General features: G+C 65.3%; 13 protein-coding genes. 3 read left to right on the top strand and 10 right to left on the bottom strand.

Going from position 1 to position 16611, the window contains the following annotated elements; all coding sequences use genetic code 11:
* Positions 1 to 51: 51 nt before the first annotated feature.
* From WKB25_RS11830 to gmk, 10 genes are all read right to left on the bottom strand, one after another.
* Positions 52 to 558 carry a CS1 type fimbrial major subunit gene (locus tag WKB25_RS11830; RefSeq protein ID WP_340570835.1) on the bottom strand — a complete coding sequence of 169 codons (507 nt, stop codon included), beginning with the start codon at positions 556 to 558 and terminating at the stop codon, positions 52 to 54.
* A gap of 293 nt (positions 559 to 851) precedes the next feature.
* Complete coding sequence (locus WKB25_RS11825; RefSeq protein WP_340570834.1) at positions 852 to 1217, bottom strand: NirD/YgiW/YdeI family stress tolerance protein; 366 nt, start codon at positions 1215 to 1217, stop codon at positions 852 to 854.
* A gap of 309 nt (positions 1218 to 1526) precedes the next feature.
* Entirely contained in the window at positions 1527 to 2804 is a 1278-nt protein-coding gene (locus WKB25_RS11820) for a citrate synthase (RefSeq protein ID WP_033831906.1), read from the bottom strand.
* A 296-nt stretch (positions 2805 to 3100) separates the two neighbouring features.
* Positions 3101 to 3343 (bottom strand): type B 50S ribosomal protein L31, encoded by a 243-nt coding sequence (locus tag WKB25_RS11815; RefSeq protein ID WP_010484049.1) that lies wholly within the window; start codon positions 3341 to 3343, stop codon positions 3101 to 3103.
* 88 nt (positions 3344 to 3431) lie between these two features.
* Positions 3432 to 4370, bottom strand: coding sequence for a nucleoside hydrolase (locus WKB25_RS11810; protein WP_340570829.1), 939 nt, complete (start codon positions 4368 to 4370; stop codon positions 3432 to 3434).
* Between the two features lie 1066 nt (positions 4371 to 5436).
* A complete protein-coding gene (gene recG / locus WKB25_RS11805; RefSeq protein ID WP_340570827.1) occupies positions 5437 to 7548 on the bottom strand; it encodes an ATP-dependent DNA helicase RecG in 2112 nt (703 codons plus the stop codon).
* 7 nt (positions 7549 to 7555) lie between these two features.
* Positions 7556 to 7942: a RidA family protein gene (locus WKB25_RS11800; RefSeq protein WP_025874214.1), complete on the bottom strand. Its 387-nt coding sequence runs from the start codon at positions 7940 to 7942 to the stop codon at positions 7556 to 7558.
* Positions 7943 to 8077: 135 nt separating this feature from the next.
* The gene (locus tag WKB25_RS11795) at positions 8078 to 10240 is read right to left on the bottom strand and encodes a bifunctional (p)ppGpp synthetase/guanosine-3',5'-bis(diphosphate) 3'-pyrophosphohydrolase (RefSeq protein WP_025874213.1); all 2163 of its coding nucleotides are present in this window, start codon (positions 10238 to 10240) and stop codon (positions 8078 to 8080) included.
* Between the two features lie 106 nt (positions 10241 to 10346).
* Positions 10347 to 10646: a DNA-directed RNA polymerase subunit omega gene (rpoZ, locus tag WKB25_RS11790; protein ID WP_005410877.1), complete on the bottom strand. Its 300-nt coding sequence runs from the start codon at positions 10644 to 10646 to the stop codon at positions 10347 to 10349.
* Positions 10647 to 10756: 110 nt separating this feature from the next.
* The gene (gene gmk / locus WKB25_RS11785) at positions 10757 to 11422 is read right to left on the bottom strand and encodes a guanylate kinase (RefSeq protein WP_100460235.1); all 666 of its coding nucleotides are present in this window, start codon (positions 11420 to 11422) and stop codon (positions 10757 to 10759) included.
* Positions 11423 to 11763: 341 nt separating this feature from the next.
* Between gmk and fdnG the strand changes: the two genes are divergently transcribed.
* From fdnG to WKB25_RS11770, 3 genes are read left to right on the top strand one after another with little or no spacing between them, the layout of a single operon-like run.
* Positions 11764 to 14832 carry a formate dehydrogenase-N subunit alpha gene (gene fdnG / locus WKB25_RS11780; protein WP_157804816.1) on the top strand — a complete coding sequence of 1023 codons (3069 nt, stop codon included), beginning with the start codon at positions 11764 to 11766 and terminating at the stop codon, positions 14830 to 14832.
* 10 nt (positions 14833 to 14842) lie between these two features.
* Entirely contained in the window at positions 14843 to 15757 is a 915-nt protein-coding gene (gene fdxH / locus WKB25_RS11775) for a formate dehydrogenase subunit beta (protein ID WP_100460238.1), read from the top strand.
* Positions 15754 to 16401 carry a formate dehydrogenase subunit gamma gene (locus WKB25_RS11770; protein ID WP_049469610.1) on the top strand — a complete coding sequence of 216 codons (648 nt, stop codon included), beginning with the start codon at positions 15754 to 15756 and terminating at the stop codon, positions 16399 to 16401. The genes fdxH and WKB25_RS11770 overlap by 4 nt, the downstream gene beginning before the upstream one ends.
* Positions 16402 to 16611: the final 210 nt, after the last annotated feature.

Raw genomic sequence — 16611 nt, 5'->3', positions numbered from 1 at the left:
GGGGGTGTTACCGGAAGCGGCCGGCCCGGCAAGCGGGCCGGCGCGGGCGCCTTACGGGCTGGTGGTCTTCTGCTGCATGGCGATGGTGACGATGCCTTCGTAGGTACCGCCCTTGGCGATCGGCGCCTGGGTGGTCTGCGCGATACGCAGCGGCATCGGGATCGATGCGCCGGGCAGCGCGCCGTCGAACAGGTCGGAGGCGGCGAAATCCTGCGCGGCCACGGTCAGCGCCTTGCCGTTGAGGCTGACGGTCAGCGGCACCGGTGCGCCACTGCCATCGGTGTTGAGCAGCTGCGGCGTGCCGCCGACGCGCACTTCGATGTCCTTGTCTTCATCGTTGGAGTAGATGCGCACCTGCTGCGACCACGGCACCAGGCCACTGACCGGGTTGTGGACCATGTTGACGACCGAATCCAGCGCGGTGCCATCGGCCTTGAGCAAGGCCAGGGTCGGATCGACGTTGGCCCAGACCTTGATGTCGGCGTCGAATGCATGGGCAGACAGCGAAACGGTAGCCAGCGCTGCAGCGAGCGTGGCCTTCTTCAAAATGGCGTGCATGGTTGTCTCTCTCGGACAGGGGGATGTGAAAGCTCCCCTCCCCAAGGAGAAAGGGAGGGAAGCGCCGTCCGCAGAGGTGGGTGCGGCCGACGAGAGAATGGTAGGTATGCCTACCCTGCGCCGGCCATTCAAGCATTCCTAAATAACTGAACGTTAAGGAGATTCTTTGAAGGCGTTCAATGTTTGAGGGTTATGCAAACTTCCTCATTCGGCCTTTGCAACAAACCTCATTGCGAGACACGCACTCTTATTGAGTCGAGCTACGCTCGACGCACAGGTGCACTACCGCTGCCTCAACGCGTGCTGACGATCCGCACATGATCCACGTCGATGTCGGTGGGCTTGAAGCGGTGCGTATCCACTTCACCGTGCAGCTCCACCACGGTGGTCGCGCTGACGGCCTGATGGCTGGGCAGATCCTTGTCGTCGATTTCCACATCGATCTCGCCGCTGGCGTCCTTGAACCGGTAGCGCTCGTGGCCGATCTTGGCCACCAGCGTGCCCTGCAACACCACCGGCTGGTCGTCACGCTGGTCGCGCGCCTCGGCAACCGTGGTGACGGCACTGGTGGCGCCCGGGCCGGTGTATTGGGCGAAGGCCCCAGCGCTGAGCAGGCTCAAGGTGGTGGCGATGGGCGCAAGGGTGAGTCGTCGGCTCATGGGGTTCTCCATGCAGGGATAAGTGCCTTCAGGTTCAATCGCCTCGAATGTGATGCCCATGCAATCGATCCGAAAAGATGTGAAAACGACATCCAGTGTCAGAAGCCATTCATCCCGGACCCGACGCCTCTTTCAGGAACAATTCCATGGCCGCCACCAGGGCCGGGCTGAAGTAGATCCACGCCATGCGTGGATGATTTTTTGGCGGATGCCGTACACGCGCCAACCAAGGTTGGCATCTACCAGATGCGAAACAAAAAAAACGCCCCGCAATCGCGGGGCGCCTTCAGCACAATCTACGCGGGGCGATCAGCCCTGATAGTCGCGCACGTCGTGGCCGGTGTAGACCTGGCGCGGACGGCCGATCTTCATTTCCGGGTCGACCTGCTGTTCCAGCCAATGCGAAACCCAGCCGGAGGTACGGCCCAGGGCGAACATGACGGTGAACATCTCGGTCGGGATCTGCAGCGCCTTGTAGATGATGCCGCTGTAGAAATCGACGTTCGGATACAGCTTGCGGGCGACGAAGTACTCGTCCTGCAGCGCGGCCTGTTCCAGCTTCACGGCCACGTCCAGCAGCGGATCCTGCACGCCCAGCTGCTTGAGCACCTTGCCGGTCATCTCGCCGATGACCTTCGCGCGCGGGTCGAAGTTCTTGTACACGCGGTGGCCGAAGCCCATCAGGCGGAAGCCGGAGGTCTTGTCCTTGGCCTTGAGCACGGCCGACTCGACGTTGTCGGCCGAACCGATCTCTTCCAGCATCTTCAGCACGGCTTCGTTGGCACCGCCGTGGGCCGGACCCCACAGCGCGGTGACGCCAGCGGCGACCGACGCGTACGGGTTGGCACCGGTCGAACCGACCAGACGCACGGTCGAGGTCGACGCGTTCTGCTCGTGGTCGGCGTGCAGGATGAACAGCAGGTCCAGCGCCTTGACCACGTCCTGGTTCAGTTCGTACTTGCCATCGGCCGACTCGAAGGTCTGCTTCAGGAAGCGGCTGACGTAGTCCAGCGAGGTGTCCGGCTTGTTGGCCGGCAGGCCCTTGCCATGGCGGTAGATCAGCGCCGACAGGGTCGGCACCTTGGCGATCAGGCGCACGGCGGCCTGGCGGCGCTGTTCGGCGTCGGACAGGTCCAGCGAGGCATGGTAGATGCCCGACAGCTGCGCGATGGCGGCGGTCAGGATGGCCATCGGATGGGCATCCTTGGCGAAGCTGCCGATCAGGGTGTTGATCGACGCATCGACGTTGGCTTCGGCAGCCAGCTCGTCGGTGAAGGCCTTCAGCTGCTCGGCGCTCGGGCGCTCGCCGTTGATCAGCAGGTAGGCCACTTCGACGTAGCTCGACTTCTCCGACAGCTGCTCGATCGGGTAGCCGCGATACAGCAGCACGCCCTTGTCGCCGTCGATGTAGGTGATGGCGGACTTGCAGCTGGCCGTCGCGGTGAAACCGGAATCGTAGGTGAAATACCCCGTTTCCTTGGTCAGCTTCGCGATGTCGACGCAGTCGTTGCCGAGGGTGGGTTTGATGACGGGCAGAACGACCGACTTATCGCCGGCGTTGAGCGTGACCTGATCAAGATCGGACACTGTGTGCGCTCCTTCATGGGAAGGCGCCTGCCCAAGCGCATTGGTCAGGCACGTGAATGACGTCCTCGGCCTGTGCCGGGGATCAGACCATTATCGCACAGCAGCATTTGCCGGGCGCTAGACAGAAGTCGTAGACGACAGGCAGCCGACACCCTGCCAGCGAGCGGCCGGGATCGGCAAACGCGTTGTCACAAGGACGCAGTGTTCCGTCCATCCAAACGCGCGTTGGGTAGGCGCCGGACAAAAACAAACGGCCGCGCAGAGCGCGGCCGTCGGTTCGAACCGGGTACGACGTATCAGCGCGCGTAGCGCTTCTGGAACTTGTCGATACGGCCCGAGGTGTCGATGACCTTGTGCTTGCCCGTGTAGAACGGATGCGAAGCCGAGGAAATTTCAACCTTCACCAGCGGGTAGTCGTTGCCGTCTTCCCACTTGATGGTTTCCTTCGTCGCCATGGTCGAGCGGGTCAGGATCTTGAAATCGGAGGTGACGTCATGGAAGACGACGTCGCGGTAGTTCGGATGGATATCGGCCTTCATGGGCTCACACCGTAAATGGGCTGGTGGTCAAGAGCGGCATTATAAGCACTGGTTGCCGCCCGGGGCAACCAGTGCGCGGGGGCGGATCTCAGTCCGCACCCAGGGCCTGGCGTACCAGGGCCTGGAAACGCCCCTGGTCGTAGGCCATCAGCAGATCGCAGTTGTCGGGCTGGCCGGTCTGGCGGTTCCAGTCGACGATGGTGGCGCCACGGCTGAACGTTCCGTTCAGTTCCACATTCAGCGGCCGCGACTCGACCTGCAGCTGCCCTTCCGGGTTCAGCGCCCAGGCCATGGCCAGCGCATCGGCCGTGTACCAGCGGCCGCCCTTGCTGTCTTCAGACAGGCCACGGGTCTTGCGCGAGATCAGCTCGTAGAAGCGCGCGCGATCGGAATCGGCGCCCAGCCACTGCTCGGCTTCGGTCAGCGGCAGGCCGTGGGCAACGGTGGCTTCCCAGTCCGACACCAGCAGATGCGGGAACGCGGTGAACACCACATGCGCGGCTTCCGGATCGAAGGCGATGTTGAATTCGGCAGCGGGGCTGATGTTGCCGTGGCAGGTGACTGCACCGCCCATCACCACGATGCGCTTGATGCGCTGGGGCAGCGTCGGATCGAGCTTCAGCGCCAGCGCCAGGTTGGTCAGCGGGCCAAGCATCACCAGCATCAGTTCGCCGGCATGCTGGTGCGACAAACGCAGGATCGCCAGCGCGGCGTGCTCGGCGTCGGCCTGGCGGCTCGGCGGCGGCAGGTCCACATCGCCATAGCCGTCACGGCCATGCACGTGGGCGGCGTCGACGGATGGATGCAGCAGCGGATCGGGGCTGCCGGCGAACACCGGCACGTCGGTGCGGCCGACGATGTCGCAGAGCTTGAGGGCGTTGCGGACGGTGTACTGCAGGCCTACGTTGCCGGCGGCGATGGTCAGGGCGACCACGTCATGCCGTTCATCGGCGAAAGCCATCAGCAGGGCCAGTGCGTCGTCGACACCGGGGTCGGTATCGATCAACAGCGGGATCTTCTTGGTCATCGTTGCCGTCTTCAGATCGGCAACGAAGTGTGGACCGGGATGATGACCGTTGCAAGTATGGGGGTTCGGCAGGGCTGCGCCCTGCACCCGCAGAGGCCGGAGCAACGGCAACAGCAACGGCAAAAGCTGGCATTCCGTGGGACGGCGGGGTGGGTCCGGTTGCGGGGGACGCCGTGAATACGTCCCTGTAGGCTCGGTCGCGCCATCCATGGCGCTCACGCCCCCGCAACCCGGACCCACCCCGCCTTCGACAGTTCTCCGCGATCTGCCGGAATGGCATGGCCCGCTATTGGTGGGTGTTGACCCTGCTGCTGTTGGTGGGTGTCGACCTTGGTCGACACGGTAGATCCACGCCATGCGTGGATGGACGCATGACCTGCTCCTGGTGGGTGTCGACCTTGGTCGACACGGTAGATCCACGCCATGCGTGGATGGATGTCGGAGGGATCGGGAAAGATGACGTAATCGACCTGCGCATGCAGGGCCACGCTGCAATTGCAGCGTTTTCGACTTTTCCAATGATTCTCATTGAAGCGACGAGGGCTGTCGTGGACATCATGAGGGGCCATCGACAACGGATGGCACGGGCTTGCAATCCCGTTTGACTGCCTTGTTGTTTACGCTTGCCTGCCGGCGTTGCGCGCGTGTTACTGCGTGGCGTCCGGCAGGCAATCCGTCCGTGCGTTTTATGGCGGGCGGTGCGTGGGGGCCTCGTGCCCGCCGGCGTTCTTGAGGCAGTCACCGGTATTGCAACCACTCACCGCCCGCCACCCTCGCCTTCGCGTGGGGGCCTCTTGCCTTGCGCACAAGGACTGCCGTCATGACCGCATCCCACTTCACCCTGCGGGGTTGCCTCAGGCGCAGTTGCCGGCCGTCTAGCAAATGCCCAGTAGATCCACGCCATGCGTGGATAGGCTTTTGTGGAGTCGAGCCATACTCGACTCATGCGCGCGGCGCGAACAGCAGCCGAGCATGGGCTCGGCTCTACCAGTCCGCGGCGCACGTCCTGGCCCTTGCGGGGTCAGAGCCCTTTGCTCAGCAAAGGGATCCGACCCCAGCCGGTTAGTCAGGCCGCGGCGTAACGCACGGCCGTGCCGATCCAGCGCTGCACCACGCGATCTGCAAGCGCCGGTTGCTGCGCCAGCAGGCGTTCGGCCAGCGCATGCACGCCCGGCAGCAGCCCCGCATCGCGGGCCAGATCGGCGATGCGGAAACCGGCCAGACCGGTCTGGCGGGTACCGAGCAGTTCGCCGGGGCCGCGCAGTTCCAGATCCTTCTCGGCGATGACGAACCCGTCGTTGGTTTCGCGCATGGTCTGCAGACGTTCGCGCGCCATCTGCGAAAGCGGTGCCTGATACAGCAGCACGCAGCGCGACACCGCCGAACCACGACCGACGCGGCCGCGCAGCTGGTGCAGCTGGGCCAGACCCAGGCGCTCGGCATTCTCGATCACCATCAGCGAGGCGTTGGGCACGTCCACGCCGACTTCGATCACCGTGGTGGCCACCAGCAGGTCGATGTCACCGGCCTTGAACGCGACCATCGTCGCCAGCTTCTCGGCCGCTTTCAGCCGGCCATGCACCAGCCCCACGCGCACGCCGGGCAGCAGCGCCTGCAGCGATTCGTAGGTGGCTTGCGCGGGCGTGGCATCCAGCTCTTCGCTTTCTTCGATGAGCGTGCACACCCAGTACACCTGCCGCCCTTCCTGGCAGGCCAGGGCGATGCGCTCGATCAGCTCGGGGCGACGATCGTTGTTCAGTGCAACGGTCTGTACCGGCGTGCGGCCCGGTGGCAGTTCATCGATGGCCGATACATCCAGGTCGGCGTATTCGGACATCGCCAGCGTGCGCGGAATCGGCGTGGCGGTCATCACCAGCTGGTGCGGCACGTTGTTGCCGCCCTTGCCCTTGTCGCGCAGCGCAAGCCGCTGGTGCACGCCGAAGCGGTGCTGCTCGTCGACGATGGCCAGGGCCAGATCCTGGAACACCACCGCTTCCTGCATCAACGCGTGGGTACCCACGACCACCTGCGCTTCGCCGTTGGCGACCTGTTCCATCACCTTCGCGCGCGCCTTGCCGGTGACCTTACCGGCCAGCCAGGCAATGCGCACGCCCAGCGGTTCCAGCCAGCCGCGCAGGTTGTTGAGATGTTGTTCGGCCAACAGCTCGGTGGGGGCAGCCAGTGCGACCTGCTTGCCCTGCTCCACCGCCAGCATCGCCGCCAACGCGGCCACCACGGTCTTGCCCGAGCCGACGTCGCCCTGCACCAGCCGCAGCATCGGGCTGGAGCGCGCGAGGTCTTCGCGGATCTGCTTGAACACGCGTGCCTGCGCACCGGTCAACGCGAATGGCAGTTGCTTGAGCAGCGCCTTGGCCAGCTTGCCGGGACCGGCCAGCGGCGGCGCGTGATGCGCCTGCAGCGCAATACGCTGGCGACGCAGGCTGAGGTGGTGCGCCAGCAGTTCTTCCATCGCCAGCCGGCGCTGCGCTGGGTGGGTGCCGGCAGCGAGTGCGGCCAGGTCTGCATCCGGCGGCGGCTGATGCACGGTCAGCAGCGCGCTGCGCAACGATGGCAGGCCGAGGCCATCGAGCCAGCCGGTGGGCAGCAGTTCCAGCGTGCTTTCTTCCGGCAGGCGATCAAGTGCCTGGCCGATCAGCTTGCGCATCGTCATCGGGCCAACGCCTTCGACGGTGGGATACACCGGGTCAAGGCGGTCGCCGAGATCGGGATCGTCATTGCGCCCCAGCACCCGGTAACTGGGATGGACGATCTCCAGCCCCAGGTGCCCCGGCTTGGGCGTGCCGAAGCAGCGCAGGCGATTGCCGACCGCGAACTGGCCGACCTGCTGCTGGCGGAAATGGAAGAAGCGCAGCACCAAGGTACCCTGCCCTTCATCCTCCACCGCTACCTTCAGCATCGGCCGGTAGCGCATGCCGCGCTCGACGGCGACCACCCGCACTTCCACCTGCGCCGGAATGCCGTTACGCAGGTCTTCGATGCGGGTCAGCCGGGTGCGGTCTTCGTAGCGCAGCGGCAGGTGCAGCCACAGATCCTGCAGGGTGGCCAGGCCACGCGCCTGCAGCTTGGCGGCCACGGCCGGACCGACGCCGGCGAGCATCGCAAGCGATGCTTCACCGGACGGTGCCAGTGCCGGGGTGACCGCCGCCTTGCGTGCCACGTGGCGGTCAGTCGATGACCATCACCGCGTCAACCTCGAAGTTGGCGCCCTTCGGCAGGCCGGAAACTTCGATGGTGGAACGGGCCGGGAACGGGGCCTGGAAATAGTCCTGCATCACCGCGTTGACCTTGGCGAATTCGGCCAGGTCGGTCAGGTACAGGCCCAGGCGCACGACCTTGTCCAGCGAACCGCCGGCGGCTTCGGCCACGGCCTTGAGGTTGTCGAAGGCACGACGGGCCTGTGCCTCGACGTCACCCACGCCGACGATGTCGCCAGTGGCCGGGTCGAGCGGAATCTGGCCGGAGAAATACACGGTGTTGCCGGCGCGCACGGCCTGCGAGTACGGGCCGATGGCGGCCGGGGCCTTTTCGGTGTTGATGATCTGGCGGGACATGGGTCGCTCCGGTGCGTTGGGGGAAAACAGAGCGGTGATTGTACCGGGTGGGGGTGCATCCACGCATGGCGTGGATCTACCGCGCCGCTTCGGTAGTGCCGGCCGCTGGCCGGCACTACCGGGCACGCGCAGGATCTACTGGCGGCGAACCGCCTGCACGACCGACAGGCGTCTCAGGCGACGCATCACTTCGGCCAGGTGGTTGCGGTCGCGCACCTGGATGTTGAACGCCAGCACCGCGGCGTTGAAATCACGATCCAGGTAATCCACGCGCTCGATGTTGGAATGGCTCTGCGCGATCGCCGCCGCCAGCTGCGCGAGCACGCCGGTACCGTTCTCCACTTCCACCACCAGCGAGGTGTCGTAGTCGCCAGACACCGTGGTATCCCAACCGATCAGCACCCAACGTTCGGGCGACTTGCGCAGTTCGGCCAGGTTCGGGCAGTCCATGCGGTGCACCACGATGCCCTTGCCGGCGGTGTGGTAGCCCATGATGTCGTCGCCCGGAATCGGCTGGCAGCAGCCGGCGAAGGTGACCACGCCACGCTCGCTGCCATTGATCAGGATCTTTTCCTGCGAGCTGTGGCGCGAATGCGCGCCACCGCGCAGTTCGGCGTAGGCCATCAGCGCCTGTGCGGCCTGGGTCGGCATCCAGTTGCCCAGCGCGACTTCCGCCAGCAGCGCTTCCAGGCGCGGGAACCGGTGTTCGGCCAGGAACGCATCCAGACGGCCCTTCGGCAGGCGCTCCAGCGAGCTGTCCATTGCCTCCAGCGCGCGGTCGAGCATGCGGTGCCCCAGCTGCACGGCATCTTCGTGCTCCAGCTGCTTGAGCTGGTGGCGGATGGCGGTGCGTGCCTTGCTGGTGACCACGAACTCCAGCCACTGCGGCTTGGGCGTGGCCGAGCGCGCGGTGATGATCTCCACCGACTGCCCCGACACCAGCTTGGTACGCAGCGGCACCAGTTTCTTGTCCACGCGCGAGGCCACGGCCATGTTGCCGACATCGGTATGCACGGCATAGGCGAAGTCGAGCGCGGTGGAATTGCGCGGCAGGGCCAGGATCTTGCCCTTCGGCGTGAACAGGTAGACCTCGTCCGGGAACAGGTCGACCTTGACGTTGTCGAGGAACTCCAGCGAGGAACCGGCGGCACGCTGCGAATCGATCAGTTCGACGATCCAGGCGTGGGCACGGCTCTGCGCGCTGTTGGGCGAGTCACCGCCGAACTTGTAGGTCCAGTGCGCCGCCACGCCGCGCTCGGCGATCAGGTCCATCTCTTCGGTGCGGATCTGCACTTCGATCGGCGAACCATACGGGCCGAACAGCACCGTGTGCAGCGACTGGTAACCGTTGGCCTTGGGGATCGCGATGAAATCGCGGAAACGCCCGTCCAGCGGTTTGAACGCGGCATGCACTGCGCCCAGCGAGTGGTAGCACTGCGGCACGCCGCGCACGACCAGGCGGAAGCCGAACACGTCCATCACCTGGTCGAAGGATTTGTTCTCGTCGCGCATCTTGTTGTAGATGCTCCACGGGGTCTTGATGCGGCTGACCAGGCGGTGCTCGATGCCCTCCTTGGCCAGGCGCTGCGACAGCTGCACTTCCACCTGCGCCAGCGCCTCGCGGCGCACCACCGGCTGGCTGCGGATGTGCTTTTCCAGGATCGCATGGCGCCACGGGTACAGCGCCTTGAAGCCGAGGTTCTGCAGTTCGCTCTTGACCAGGCTCATGCCCAGCCGCTGCGCGATCGGGGCGTAGATCTCCAGCGTCTCGCGGGCGATGCGGCCCCGCGCTTCGCGGCTCTGCGCGCCCAGCGTGCGCATGTTGTGCAGGCGGTCGGCCAGCTTGATCATGATCACGCGCAGGTCGCGTGACATCGCCAGCAGCATCTTGCGGAAGCTCTCGGCGGCCGCTTCCTGGCGGTCGCGGAACTTCAGCTTGTCCAGCTTGGTGACGCCGTCCACCAGCTCGGCCACGGCTTCACCAAACTCGGCCGACAGGGCCTCGCGGGTCAGCGGGGTGTCTTCGATGGTGTCGTGCAGGATCGCGGCAATCAGCGCTTCCACGTCCAGGCCGAGCTCGGCCAGCACCTGGGCCACGGCCACCGGATGGGTGATGTAGGGCTCGCCCGACTTGCGCGTCTGCCCAGCGTGCGCGGAGGCACCGACTTCCCATGCACGGCGCAGCAGCGGCAGCTGCTCGGGCGGCAGGTAGTGGGCGGCGCGTTCGAGCTGGAGGACGTAATCGGGTACGGCGGCAGCGGGGACTGCGGCGACCTTGGCAGTGGGGCCTGGGTTCATGGCCAAAGCCTATGCCAGCGCGACGTTTACGGCAAACCCTGAATGCGAAACAGCCCGCACGGGGCGGGCTGTTCGGCGTATCCAGCGATGACGTTGACCGATGCGATCAATCGTCGTTCTTGGACATGTCTTCGTCGGCGACCACTTCAGCGGCGGCCCACTCCAGCGCTTCGCGCTCGGCGCGCTCACGCTCGGCCTTCTCGACTTCGTCGATCAGCGCGTTGTCGATCTTGCGGGCAGCGATCTCGCGCAGCGCCAGCACGGTCGGCTTGTCCTCGGTCTCGCTGTTGTCCAGCGTGGCCTGCACGCCATTGGCAAGCTGACGGGCGCGCTTGGAGGCCATCATCACCAGCTCGAAACGGTTGTTAACGACTTCCAGGCAATCTTCTACGGTAATGCGGGCCATACGGGCTCCCGGCGACCGGTCGGCCGCTCAGTCGAATGAGGGAAAGGGGACGGAGTGTACTGGCAGGGGCTGGACAAAATCAAGCCAACCCCCACCGGACCCGTTAGGAATCAATCAGTTGAACTCGTATCCGGGGTCAACAGGGCCTGGATCAGGCCGGCGTGCCGGACCTTCTGGGCCTCCCGGCGCAGGCGGCTGGCGGTGAAGATCGCGCACAGCTCGTCAACGGCGGTGTCGAACACTTCATTGACGATGACGTAGTCAAACTCATTGAAGTGGAGCATTTCATCGCGGGCAGCACCCAGGCGCTGGGCGATGACCGCCTCGCTGTCCTGGCCGCGCTTGCGCATGCGGTCCTGCAGGGCCTGCTTGGACGGCGGCAGGATGAACACCGTCACCGTGCCCGGCACCAGCTGGCGCACCTGCTGCGCGCCCTGCCAGTCGATCTCCAGCAGCACGTCCTGGCCGGCGTTCAGCTGCGGCTCCACCGACTGCCGGGCGGTGCCCTTCCAGTCGCCATGCACCCAGGCGTGTTCGAAGAAGTCGCCGGCGGCGATCATCTCCTCGAACTTCTCCGCGCTGACGAAGTGGTAGTGCTGGCCGTTCACTTCACCCGGGCGCATGGCCCGCGAGGTGAAGGAGATCGACAGCGCGATCTGCGGGTCGCGCGCCAGGGTGGCGTTGACAATGCTGCTCTTGCCGGCGCCGGAGGGCGCGGCGACGATGTACAGCGTGCCGCGTGCAACGGCACCCGGCGACGTTGACGGAGCGCTCATGCGCAGAGCCCAACTGGTTGATTTCGCAAAATTTTTCCTCGGTGGTCCAGACCCGGCGCGGAGGATCGCGCCAGCACGGCGGGGACTGCGCGGGACATTCTGGAACCCGGCCCGGCAGACACTTCCCCGTGGGGCGGGCACGCAACTTTACCAGAGCAGGCCCTTTCCGCGCCCGGCCGTCCCTTGTGCCACGGGGACATCCGCAGGCCTGTGCTATAACCGGGCCATTGCGGTCGTTCCCGGAAAGACGTTCGCGGCATGCTGGCGAACGTCCCCTCGACGGTCGTACCTACCGACAGCCCGGGGGCCTGCGTGCCTCCCCGCCATCCAAGGAGATCGGCATGCCCTCGATGAGCCGCCGCCAGTTCCTGAAAGTGACCGGGACCACCCTGGTCGGCTCCAGCCTGGCATTGATGGGCTTCGCGCCCGGCATCGCACTGGCGGAGGTGCGGCAGTACAAGCTGAGCCGCGCCACCGAGACCCGCAACACGTGCACGTACTGTTCGGTTGCCTGCGGCATCCTGATGTACGGCCTGGGCGACGGCGCCAAGAACACCGAGCCGAACATCTTCCACATCGAAGGTGACCCGGACCACCCGGTCAATCGCGGCACGTTGTGCCCGAAGGGCGCCGGCCTTGCCGACATCATCCACAGCAAGTCGCGCCTGCTGTACCCCGAATACCGTGCGCCAGGCTCGAACGAGTGGAAGCGGCTGAGCTGGGACGATGCACTGGACCGCATCGCGCGGCTGATGAAGGAAGACCGCGACGCCAACTTCGTGCAGAAGAACGAGGCCGGGCAGACGGTCAACCGCTGGCTGACCACCGGCATGCTTGCGGCCTCGGCCACCAGCAATGAAACCGCGGTGCTGACCCACAAGGTCGTGCGCTCCCTGGGCATGCTGGCATTCGACAACCAGGCACGTGTCTGACACGGCCCGACGGTGGCAGGTCTTGCCCCGACGCTAGGCCGTGGTGCGATGACGAATCACTGGGTCGACATCAAGAATGCCGACCTGATCCTGATCATGGGTGGCAATGCCGCCGAGGCGCACCCGTGCGGGTTCAAATGGGTGACCGAGGCCAAGGCACACAACAAGGCCCGCCTGATCGTGGTCGACCCGCGCTTCAACCGCTCGGCCGCGGTGGCCGACGTGTACGCGCCGATCCGCACCGGCACCGACATCGTGTTCCTGGGCGGCCTGATCAACTACCTGTTGACCGAGGACCGCATCCAGCACGAGTACGTGCTGAACTACACCGACATGCCGTTCCTGGTGAAAGACGAGTTCGCCTTCAAGGACGGCCTGTATTCAGGCTACAACGAGGAGAAGCGCAGCTACGACCGTTCCAGCTGGGACTACGTGTACGGCGATGATGGCTACGTGCGCAGCGACCCGACGCTGAAGGACCCGCGCTGCGTCTACAACCTGCTCAAGCAGCACTACGCGCGCTACACCGTGGAGATGGTCGAGCGCATCTGCGGTACGCCCGCCGACAGCATCCGCCAGATCTGGGACATGATCGCGTCCACCGCCGGCAAGGACAAGGCGATGACCATCCTGTACGCACTGGGCTGGACGCAGCACTCGATCGGTGCACAGAACGTGCGTGCCGGCACCATGGTGCAGCTGCTGCTGGGCAACATCGGCGTGGCCGGTGGCGGCATGAACGCGCTGCGCGGGCATTCCAACATCCAGGGCCTGACCGACATCGGCCTGATGTCCGACCTGCTGCCCGGCTACCTGACGTTGCCGAAGCAGGACGAGCAGGATTACGACGCCTACATCGCCAAGCGCACGCAGAAGCCGCTGCGTGCCAACCAGATGTCGTTCTGGCAGAACTACCCGAAGTTCCACGTCAGCCTGATGAAGTCGTGGTGGGGGGATGCGGCCACCGCCGACAACAACTGGTGCTTCAACCATCTGCCCAAGCTCGACAAGCCGTACGACATGCTGCAGGCGTACGAGCTGATGAACGAAGGCAAGATCCACGGCTACATCTGCCAGGGCTTCAACCCGCTGGCCTCGGCGCCGAACAAGGGCAAGCTGATCAGCGCGTTCTCCAAGCTGAAGTTCATGGTCAGCATGGACCCGCTGGAAACCGAGACCATCGCCTTCTGGCAGAACCATGGCGCGCTGAACGATGTCGATCCCAGCGCGATCCAGACCGAAGTGTTCCGCCTGCCGACCACGTCCTTCGCCGAGGAAAACGGCGCGGTGGTCAACTCCTCGCGCTGGCTGCAGTGGCACTGGAAGGGTGCCAACCCGCCAGGCGAAGCACGCAGCGACATCGAGATCATGTCCGAGCTGTTCCACCGCATCAAGGCGCTGTACGAGAAGGACGGCGGTGCCTGGTGGGAGCCGGTGCGCGACTTGGCTTGGAAGTATTCCAACCCCGAGGTGCCGACGCCGGAAGAGCTGGCGATGGAATACAACGGCAAGGCGCTGGTGGACGTGTTCGATCCGAAGGACCCGACCAGGCTGGTACGCAAGGCCGGAGAGCAGCTGGCCGCGTTCGGCGACCTGCGCGACGACGGCAGCACCTCCTCCGGGTGCTGGATCTACATCGGCGCCTGGGGCCCGACCGGCAACATGATGGCGCGGCGTGACAACAGCGACCCCACCGGCATCGGCAACACGCTGGGCTGGGCCTGGGCCTGGCCGGCCAACCGCCGCGTGATGTACAACCGCGCCTCGTGCGATGTGGCCGGCCAGCCGTTCGACCCGCGGCGCACGCTGCTGGCATGGAACGGCAGGAACTGGGGCAGCGTGGACGTGCCCGATTTCAAGGCCGACGAAGACCCGGCTGGCGGCATGGGCCCGTTCATCATGAACCCGGAAGGCATCGCCCGCTTCTTCGCCAAGGCCGGCATGGCCGAAGGCCCGTTCCCGGAGCATTACGAACCCTTCGACACGCCATTGCGCAGCAACCCGCTCAGCCCGGGCCAGGCGAATACGCTGAACAACCCCGCGGCCCGCGTGTTCGCCAGCGACCGTGCGCAGATCGGTTCGCCGGACGAGTACCCGCACGTGGCCACCACCTACCGCCTGACCGAGCATTTCCACTTTTGGACCAAGCACGGCAAGCTCAACGCCATCATCCAGCCCGAGCAGTTCGTCGAGATCGGCGCGGCCCTGGCCGATGAGCTGGGCATCAACAACGGCAGCCGCGTGCGCGTGAGTTCCAAGCGCGGCCATATCGAAGCCGTTGCGATGGTGACCAAGCGCATCAAGGCCCTGCAGATCGATGGAAAGACCGTCCACCAGGTGGGCATTCCGATCCACTGGGGCTTCCTCGGTGCAGCCAAGCCCGGCTACATCGCCAATACGCTGACCAACGCCATCGGTGACGGCAACTCGCAGACGCCCGAATCGAAGTGCATCCTGGTCAAGGTCGAGAAGGTGTAGGAGACACGCCATGTCACTGCAATCGCTGGACATCATCCGCCGCTCGGCCACCACCACGCCCTCGCCGGAAGCGCGCGGCGCGCACACCGGCCAGGTCGCCAAGCTCATCGACGTCAGCAAGTGCATCGGCTGCAAGGCCTGCCAGGTCGCCTGCATGGAGTGGAACGACCTGCGCGACGAAGTCGGCAGCTGCGTTGGCAGCTACGACAACCCGCCCGACCTGAGTGACCAGTCGTGGACGGTGATGAAATTCCGCGAGTACGAGGATGAGACCGGCAAGCTGGAGTGGCTGATCCGCAAGGAAGGCTGCATGCACTGCAGCGACCCCGGCTGCCTGAAGGCATGCCCGTCACCCGGGGCGATCATCCAGTACGCCAACGGCATCGTCGACTTCCAGGAAGAGCACTGCATCGGTTGCGGCTATTGCGTCACCGGCTGCCCGTTCGACGTGCCGCGCATCTCAAAGAAGGACCACAAGGCCTACAAGTGCACGCTGTGCTCGGACCGGGTAGCGGTGGGGCAGGAACCGGCCTGCGTGAAGACCTGCCCGACCGGCGCCATCACCTTCGGCAGCAAGCAGGACATGACCGAACATGCGGCGGGCCGGATCGAAGACCTGAAATCCCGTGGCTACGAGAATGCGGGCCTGTATGACCCGCCCGGGGTCGGCGGCACCCACGTGATGTACGTGCTGCAGCATGCCGACAAGCCACAGCTCTATGCCGACCTGCCCAAGGACCCGCACATCAGCGTGATGGTCGAGGTTTGGAAGGGCGTGGCCAAACCATTGGGCGTGCTGGCCATCGCCGCCACCGCGTTTGCCGGCTTCCTGCACTACATCGGCATCGGCCGCAACACGGTGAACGATGAAGAGGAAGAACAGGCCGAGCAGGAAGCGGAGAAGATCGAGGAAGAGCAGCCATGAAGTACGCCCCCCATCCCCGGCAGATCGTGCGCTACCGCGCGCCGACCCGCATCAACCACTGGATCGTCGCGCTCTGCTTCGTGCTGACGGCACTGTCCGGTCTGGCCCTGTTCCATCCGGCCCTGTTCCCGCTGACCCAGCTGTTCGGCGGCGGGCCGTGGACGCGCATCCTGCATCCGTTCATCGGCCTGGCCATGGTGCTGGGCTTCGCGCTGCTGGCCCTGCGGATGTGGCGCGACAACCTGCCTGCCGCCGATGACCGCGCGTGGTTGCGTGGCATGCGCGACGTGCTGCAGAACGAGGACGAGAAGCTGCCGCCGGTCGGCCGCTTCAATGCGGGCCAGAAGTTGTTGTTCTGGGCCATCATCGGCTGCCTGTCGGCGCTGCTGCTGACCGGCTTTGTGATCTGGCGCCAGTACTTCAGCCACCTCTTCCCGATCAGCGTGATCCGCTTCTCGGTACTGGCCCATGCGCTGTTCGGTTGGGTACTGGTCTGCGCGATCGTGGTGCACATCTATGCGGCGATCTGGATCAAGGGCTCGGTGCGGGCAATGACCCAGGGCAAGGTGACCTATGGGTGGGCGTACAAGCATCACCGGCAATGGTTCCGGGACATCCTGCGCGGGCGGCGGGAAGAGGGGTAGCGGCAGGGCTGCGCCCTGCACCCGCTTCAAGCCAAGGCAACGTCAAAAGCTGGGTTGCTGCGGGATGGCGGGGAGGGCGGTTGCGGGGGACGCTGCAAGTACGTCCATGCAAGCTCGGTCGCCGCATCCATGCGGCTCACGCCCCCGCAACCGGACCCACCCCGCCTTCGACAGTTTCCCGCTGCTGTTGGTGGGTGTCGACCTTGGTCG

Origin of the sequence: Stenotrophomonas sp. G106K1 (genome assembly GCF_037969685.1) — a bacterium.
GTDB lineage: Bacteria > Pseudomonadota > Gammaproteobacteria > Xanthomonadales > Xanthomonadaceae > Stenotrophomonas > Stenotrophomonas lactitubi.
This window is presented reverse-complemented; position numbering and strand designations above follow the sequence as displayed.